At 66.4% G+C, this 6,429-nt stretch carries 7 protein-coding genes; 5 read left to right on the top strand and 2 right to left on the bottom strand.

Annotated elements, in window-relative coordinates:
* Both AC5RWX_RS28895 and AC5RWX_RS28890 read left to right on the top strand, forming a co-directional pair.
* Positions 1-918: substrate-binding domain-containing protein (locus AC5RWX_RS28895; RefSeq protein WP_494099675.1), on the top strand; the 918-nt coding region annotated here is incomplete at its 5' end.
* 33 nt (positions 919-951) lie between these two features.
* Positions 952-1,845 (top strand): sugar phosphate isomerase/epimerase family protein, encoded by an 894-nt coding sequence (locus AC5RWX_RS28890; RefSeq protein ID WP_494099674.1) that lies wholly within the window; start codon positions 952-954, stop codon positions 1,843-1,845.
* Between the two features lie 3 nt (positions 1,846-1,848).
* Here the strand turns inward: AC5RWX_RS28890 and AC5RWX_RS28885 are convergent, their stop codons facing one another.
* Together AC5RWX_RS28885 and AC5RWX_RS28880 are read right to left on the bottom strand one after the other, a co-directional pair.
* The gene (locus tag AC5RWX_RS28885) at positions 1,849-2,841 is read right to left on the bottom strand and encodes a nucleoside hydrolase (RefSeq protein WP_494099673.1); all 993 of its coding nucleotides are present in this window, start codon (positions 2,839-2,841) and stop codon (positions 1,849-1,851) included.
* Between the two features lie 26 nt (positions 2,842-2,867).
* A complete protein-coding gene (locus tag AC5RWX_RS28880; protein WP_494099672.1) occupies positions 2,868-4,313 on the bottom strand; it encodes an MFS transporter in 1,446 nt (481 codons plus the stop codon).
* Positions 4,314-4,462: 149 nt separating this feature from the next.
* Between AC5RWX_RS28880 and AC5RWX_RS28875 the strand changes: the two genes are divergently transcribed.
* The 3 genes from AC5RWX_RS28875 to AC5RWX_RS28865 all read left to right on the top strand — a co-directional run.
* Positions 4,463-5,332, top strand: a complete 870-nt coding sequence (locus AC5RWX_RS28875; RefSeq protein WP_494099671.1) for a ribokinase — start codon at positions 4,463-4,465, stop codon at positions 5,330-5,332.
* 104 nt (positions 5,333-5,436) lie between these two features.
* On the top strand, positions 5,437-5,871 hold the full coding sequence (locus tag AC5RWX_RS28870; RefSeq protein WP_494099670.1) for a GNAT family N-acetyltransferase: 435 nt from the start codon (positions 5,437-5,439) through the stop codon (positions 5,869-5,871).
* Positions 5,872-6,107: 236 nt separating this feature from the next.
* Positions 6,108-6,429, top strand: a 322-nt coding sequence (locus AC5RWX_RS28865) for a hypothetical protein (RefSeq protein WP_494099669.1), incomplete at its 3' end; no start/stop codon positions are given.

Raw genomic sequence — 6,429 nt, 5'->3', positions numbered from 1 at the left:
GCCTCCATTTCGAACCCGTGGCGCCAGACCGGCTGGATCACCATGAACCAGCAGCTTAAGGTCCTGCAGGACTCGGGGGTCATTTCCGAGATGGAAACCCGGGATGCCAAGGACAATGACAACACGCAGATCGCGGACATCGACTACTTCATTGATGAGGGAAACTGCGATGCGTTCGTCATCTCGCCCAACTCCACCGCTGCCCTGACCCAGGCCGTGGAACGTGCCTGCGCGACGGGCAAGCCGGTGGTGGTGTTTGACCGTGGGGTGGAAACGGACTGCGCCACCACCTTCATCCACCCGATTGGCGGCTTTGCCTGGGGCATTGACACTGCCACGTTCCTCAGCGAGAGGCTGCAGTCCGGTGACAAGGTGGTGGCCCTCCGCATCCTTCCGGGCGTGGACGTGCTGGAACACCGCTGGGCGGCGGCAAAGAAGATTTTTGAGGAAAAGGGGATCCAGGCGAAGGACTACTTCACAGGAGCGGACCCCACCGAGATCAAGAAAATCATCTCCGATGAACTGGCCACCGGCGACGTCCGGGGCGTGTGGATGGACGCCGGAGACGGCGCGGTGGCCGCACTCGAGGCTTTCGAAGATGCCGGCAAGGACCTTCCGGTGATGACGGGCGAGGACGAGATGAGCTTCCTGACCAAGTGGAAGGAGACAGGCATCGATGCCATGGCCCCCGTCTACTCCAACTTCCAGTGGCGAACCCCGCTGCTGGCACTGGAAAAGATCTTCAAGGGTGAGCAGATCCCGGCCGAATGGATTCTCCCGCAGCAGCCCATCCTTGCGGACGAGCTGGACAACTGGCTGCAGCGCAACCAGGGGATGCCAGGCGGCCACTACGCGAAGTTCGGCGGAGAAGACCTGCCCGGCTACCCGGAGGTTTGGCAGCAACGGCAAATACCCTGACACTGTCCTGCGCGCGGCGTTGAAGGAAGAAGCGTGAAGCGTTCCATCGGAATCAGCACGTGGGTCTGGGAATCTCCCCTGACCGATGCCAACCTGGGTGAATACCTGGCGAAGATCGCCGCGTTGGGGTTTGACGCCGTCGAACTGCCGCTGGAAAACACCGGCGACTTCACGCCCGCCGTGGTCCGCGAAGCCCTGGAGTCCACGGGGCTGACGCCGTTTCTTGTGGGTGCCATGGCGCCGGGGCGGGACCTTGTGTCCGCGGCCCCGGCGTCCGTGGAAAGGACACAGGCTTATCTTCTGGCCTGCATCACCGTGGCCGGCAGTATCGGTTCGCCCACTGTGTGCGGTCCTTTCTACGCCCAGACCGGCCGGGTCTGGCGCATGTCGCCTGAACAGAGGCGGGAAGTTTACGCCGAACTGCGCCAGAACCTGCAGCCGGTGGCAGACCGGGCTCGGGAAGCAGGAGTGCTCCTGGGCATTGAACCGCTGAACCGCTACGAAACGTCGGTGATCAACACGGTGGACCAGGCCCTCGAGGCGCTGGAGCCGTTGCTTGGCAATGGTGTGGGCCTTGCCCTGGACAACTACCACCTTCACATCGAGGAGCGTTCGCTGGCTGCCGCGGTCCGTGCGGCAGGCGAACACCTGGTTCATGTCCAGGTTTCCGGGAACGACCGCGGCGCACCCGGGGGGGACCAGACTGACTGGGGAAGCTTCCTGCAGGCCCTGGATGACGTGGGGTACAGCGGCCCACTGAACATCGAAAGCTTCACGGGGGACAATGCCGCGATTGCCGTTGCGGCCTCAATCTGGCGGCCGCTGGCCCCCAGCCAGGATGAGCTGGCTGCCAGCGGCCTGGCTTTCCTGCGCGGTTTGTCTGCCGGCCGCACCGCGGCTTCAGGTCACTCAGTCGCCCGGTCTTGAAGGTCAGGCAACGAGGGTTTCTGCAGGCTCACCCGCCGGCTCCAAAGTCAGCAGCGTCTCCACCAGGTGCGACGCGAAGTCCTCCTCGAGCGAAAGCACCACGCGGCACCGTGCCCCCGCCACCGGAGGGTAACCCGCGTGCAGCCCCCGGAGGTCGCAGATGGTCTGCCCGCGGCCCGGCCCGTCAGAGGTGTCGACGGCGGCCCGCACCACGGGCGCAACAGCAGCCTGAACAGCACCAACGGCGAGCGCCGCCGCCAGCGGATCATGCATCGCGGAGCAGGGCCGGCCGTAGATGTCCTCGTAGAACCGGAAGTAGTAGCCCAGCATCTCCCCCAGCGCCCGCGCCACAGGCGACGATGATGCCAACAGCGACTGCCGGTGCGGCTCCTCCAGGACAGAGGCCATGGTCACGTCCAGCGGCACCAGGGTCACGTCCCAGTCGGCGGCCAGCACCAGGGCGGCGGCCTCGGGGTCGTTGAAGATGTTGGCCTCGGCCACCGGGGTGATGTTGCCCGGAGCCAGGGCGGCCCCGCCCATCACCGTGACCGACTCCACCAGCGACGGCAAGGCAGGTTCCAGCCGGAGGGCCTCAGCGATGTTGGTCAGCGGGCCGATGGCGAGCACCTTCAACGTGCCCGGGTACGTGCGGGCCAGCCGGACCAGCATCTCAGCCGCGCTCTCGGACGCAACGGAAGCAGCCGCCGTCGTCAGCGAAACCCCGCCGATCCCGTTCTCGCCGTGCACCCATGGCGCCCCGCCGCCGAAGGAGCCGGCGAGAGGGTCATGCGCACCAAGGGCCACCGGCACATCATCGGAGCCGGCAAGCGCCAGCAAGTCCAGGGTGTTGCGGGCGCCTGCGGCGGCACTGACGTTGCCGCTGACCGTCCCGATGCCCTTCACGCAAGCAAAAGGAGAGGCCAGCAGGTAGGCCAGGGCCAGGGCGTCGTCGATGCCTGTGTCGCAGTCCAGGTAGAACGGGGAGGGCTTGGTCATGGTGGTTCTCCTACAGTAAAAAGGGGTTAGACGGTCTCGCCCTTGGGGGCGGCGACGAAGAGGCTGACGATGAACGCGGCGGCGGTGATGGCCACCGAGATCCAGAGGGCGGTGGCGTACCCGGCGGCGGTGGCCTGGGCTGCGAACGGCGCCACGAGGACGACGCCGAGGCTCGCCCCGATGCCGAAGGAGGCACCGTTGATCCCGGGCAGGGCGGCCGGGGCTTCCTTGGGTGAGAGCAGCACCGAGAGCCCGTTGATGGCGGTGAGGAAAAAGCCGTTGTAGAAGATGCCCAGGGCGGCGACGGCAATCAGCACCGCAATCTGGTTCTCGGAGAAGCTGGCGGCGGCGACGGCGCAGGCCAGGCTAAGCCCCGTGCCGAACCGGAGGGTCTTGATCCAGCCGCGGCGGTCCGCCAGCCATCCCGCCAAAGGTGCGGCGAACACGCCGATCAGCGCGGCGGGGGTGAGGAACAGCAGGGCCGAGATGGAGGAGGAAAGCCCGAAGCCGCCGTCGGGGTCCTGGCTGAGCAGCACCACGGTGAAGTTGATGACCGCGAAGATGCCGGCGAGGGTGAGGACGGTGGTGGCGATGACCGGCCACACCTGGCGGGAGCGGAGGTGGTGCACGGCGATGAGCGGGTGGCTGCGGCGCTTCTCGATGGACCAGAATCCCGCAAAGGACAAAACGGTGCCGGCCAGCAGGGCCAGGGCGGTGGGCGAGGTCCATTTGGCGGCCGAACCGTCGGAGACGAAGTACGTCAGGAATACCAGGAACAGCGAGAGGGAGCCGGCGCCCCACCAGTCCATGGCACCGCGGACCCCAACAGGCCGCCCGGCGGGCACCAGCCGGAAGATGCAGAGGGCGGCGATGGCGGTGAGGACGAGCACGACGACGAAGATGGACCGGAAGCCGAGGGTCTCGGCCATGAGCCCGCCGACGTAGCCGTCCACGCCGCCGATCCCGCCGTTGATGGCGGCGATGATGCCCACGGAGGTGCCGAAGACCTTGGCCTGCAGGTTCTCGCTGAGCACGATGTAGGCGAGCGCGAACACGGCGCTGGAGACGCCCTGCAGGAACCGGCCGGTGACCAGCAGCGGGAGGGTGGGGGCGGCGATGCAGAGGATGGTGCCGGCGCCCATGATGCCCAGGACCAGCAGCAGCGCGGCGCGGCGTCCGATGAAGTCGCTCCACCGGCCGATCACGGGCCCGGCGATGGCGCCGGCCAGGAAGAACATGGACTGGACGGGGGCGGCGCTGTCCGCGCTTTCGCCGAAGCCCGCGGCGATCTGCGGCAGCGCGGGAGTGACCATGCTGGCGTTCAGCTGGAAGGACAGCACGCCCAGCAGCAGGGTGGAGATCAGCAGGGCGGCGCGGCGGCCGGAGAGCCTGGCCGCATCGTCATCGGGAAGTACGACGGCGGCGCCTCCTTCCGCGAGAGGCGCGGCTGCGGCGGGGGTCGGGGTGTTCACATCAAACTCCTTTGTTCGAGCAGAAGCGATCGTCTTTTCGTGGCGATTCGAGTTGTTATACAACCATGTATGACTCACAAGTACAACCATGCGCTACACTTTTTCGAAAGCCCGGCCGCTTCCGGCCCTCCCCCTGAGAGAGTTTTCCCATGAACACAACACGTCCTGCCGTCACCGTGGTCGGCAGCATCAACTTGGACCTGATTGCCACCGCCGAGCGGCTTCCGACGGCGGGCGAAACCATTGGCGGCGCAGTCTTGTCCGAGCAGCCCGGCGGCAAGGGCGCCAACCAGGCCGCTGCCGCGGCACGCCTGGGCGGGAGCGTCCGGATGGTCGGCGCTGTGGGCCAGGACGCGTCCGGGCAGCGGATGCTGGACGCTCTGGCTGCCGCCGGCGTTGACACCTCGGACGTTGCCGTACTCCCCCAGCCGACCGGGACGGCGCTGATCGTGGTTGACCGCGACGGCGAAAACCAGATCGTGGTGTGCCCGGGCGCCAACTCGCATCTGTCGCCGGGCGGGGTGGAGTTCGGCCCGGAGGAGACGGTGCTGTGCCAGCTGGAGGTCGGCCTGGACGTGGTGCTGGACGCCGCCCGGAAGGCGCAGGGCTTCTTTGTGCTGAACGCGGCGCCAGCCATGGACCTCCCGGCGGAGCTGCTGGAGCGGTGTGACCTGGTGATCGTCAACGAGAGCGAGTACGCCCTGATCCCGGCCCTCGCCGAGGCGAAGCTGGTGGCGGTCACGTACGGCAAGGACGGCTCGGCGATGTTCGAGCACGGCCGGAAGGTGGCCGAGGCCCCGTCTGCTGCGGTGTCGGTGGCGAACACCGTGGGCGCGGGCGACGCGTTCTGCGCCGCCCTGGTCCTGGCGCTGCGGAGCGGGCTGGACTACACCCGGGCCCTGGCTGTCGCCAACGCCGTGGGTGCGGACGCCGTGGGTGATCCGTCGTCGCAGCCGGATTTGGCACACTTGGGCCACTACGTGGAGCGGACCGCCGCTGCTTCGGGCGCTTCCTCGTGACGGTCACGTTCCGGCGGGCCGTGCCTGCGGACTTTTGTGAGGTACGGCGGATCACCCGCGACGCCTACCTTCGGGCCGGTCACTTCGCCGCCGACCATCCGTACATGAGCGTACTGGAGGATGTGGAGCACCGCGCGGAGCACGCGCAGGCATGGGTGGCGGAGGCTGCCGGGAAACTGGTGGCGGCGGTGACCCTGACGTTCGCCGGCCAGCCGTACAGCGAGATCGCGCGGGACGGGGAACTGGAGTTCCAGATGCTGGCGGTGGACCCGGCGTACCAGGGCGGCGGCGTGGGCCGGGCCGTCGTTGGCGAGATCATGGAGCACGCCCGGAAACTGCCTGGCATCGGGGCGATCAGCATCACCAGCGCCACGTTCATGGAGCGCGCCCACGGGCTTTATGAGTCGCTGGGCTTCCGCCGCGCCCCCGCACGGGACTGGTACGTGCCGGGCGAGGACGTGCTGCTGTGGGTGTTCCGGCTGGAGCTCGGAGGTGAAGCTTTCAAAACGCCAGTCCGGACCTGCGGCAATACTCGCTAAACAAACAAGAGTTCTTCCCGAGTTGGGCTCCAGACGCGGATTGCGCGGTGGGGGTGGATGTTTCCTGCTTTGGACGGCGGACGGGCGCGCACCCGCGAAACCACTTGCTTTGCGGCGTGGAGCTGTTGTGGGGATTTGAAATATTTCCAGTTTGTGTGATGTCATCCCTATTGGCAAACATGCCCCGGACGCAGATGTAATCCACTGACCGTCCACACCCCTATTTGGAGTAGATTTTGGTTAACGGTCTCACGGGATATGTAGAATCTTTCGCCGGCGGAATGCGTTTAGATTCGGCGGAGATATTTGCAAAGATTCTTGCGGACAATGATGATAGCGGCCGCCATGGCGTCCTAATACCAAAGGCAAGTTATACGTTCTTTCCGGATCTCCAGATTCCAGACCCGAGCAAAAACGAAACCGTGTTTTTTGCTGCCCACCACAGAGGCTTGAACCGCGAGGTGGGGCTCGCCTGGAAGTACTACCAGCGGTACCCTGAGCGAAGAGTGACGCGACTAGATGCGGCACTAAATGACCGCTCCCACGGGCGACGCCTCC

It is taken from the genome of Arthrobacter sp. SPT-J7 (genome assembly GCF_059089965.1).
This window is presented reverse-complemented; position numbering and strand designations above follow the sequence as displayed.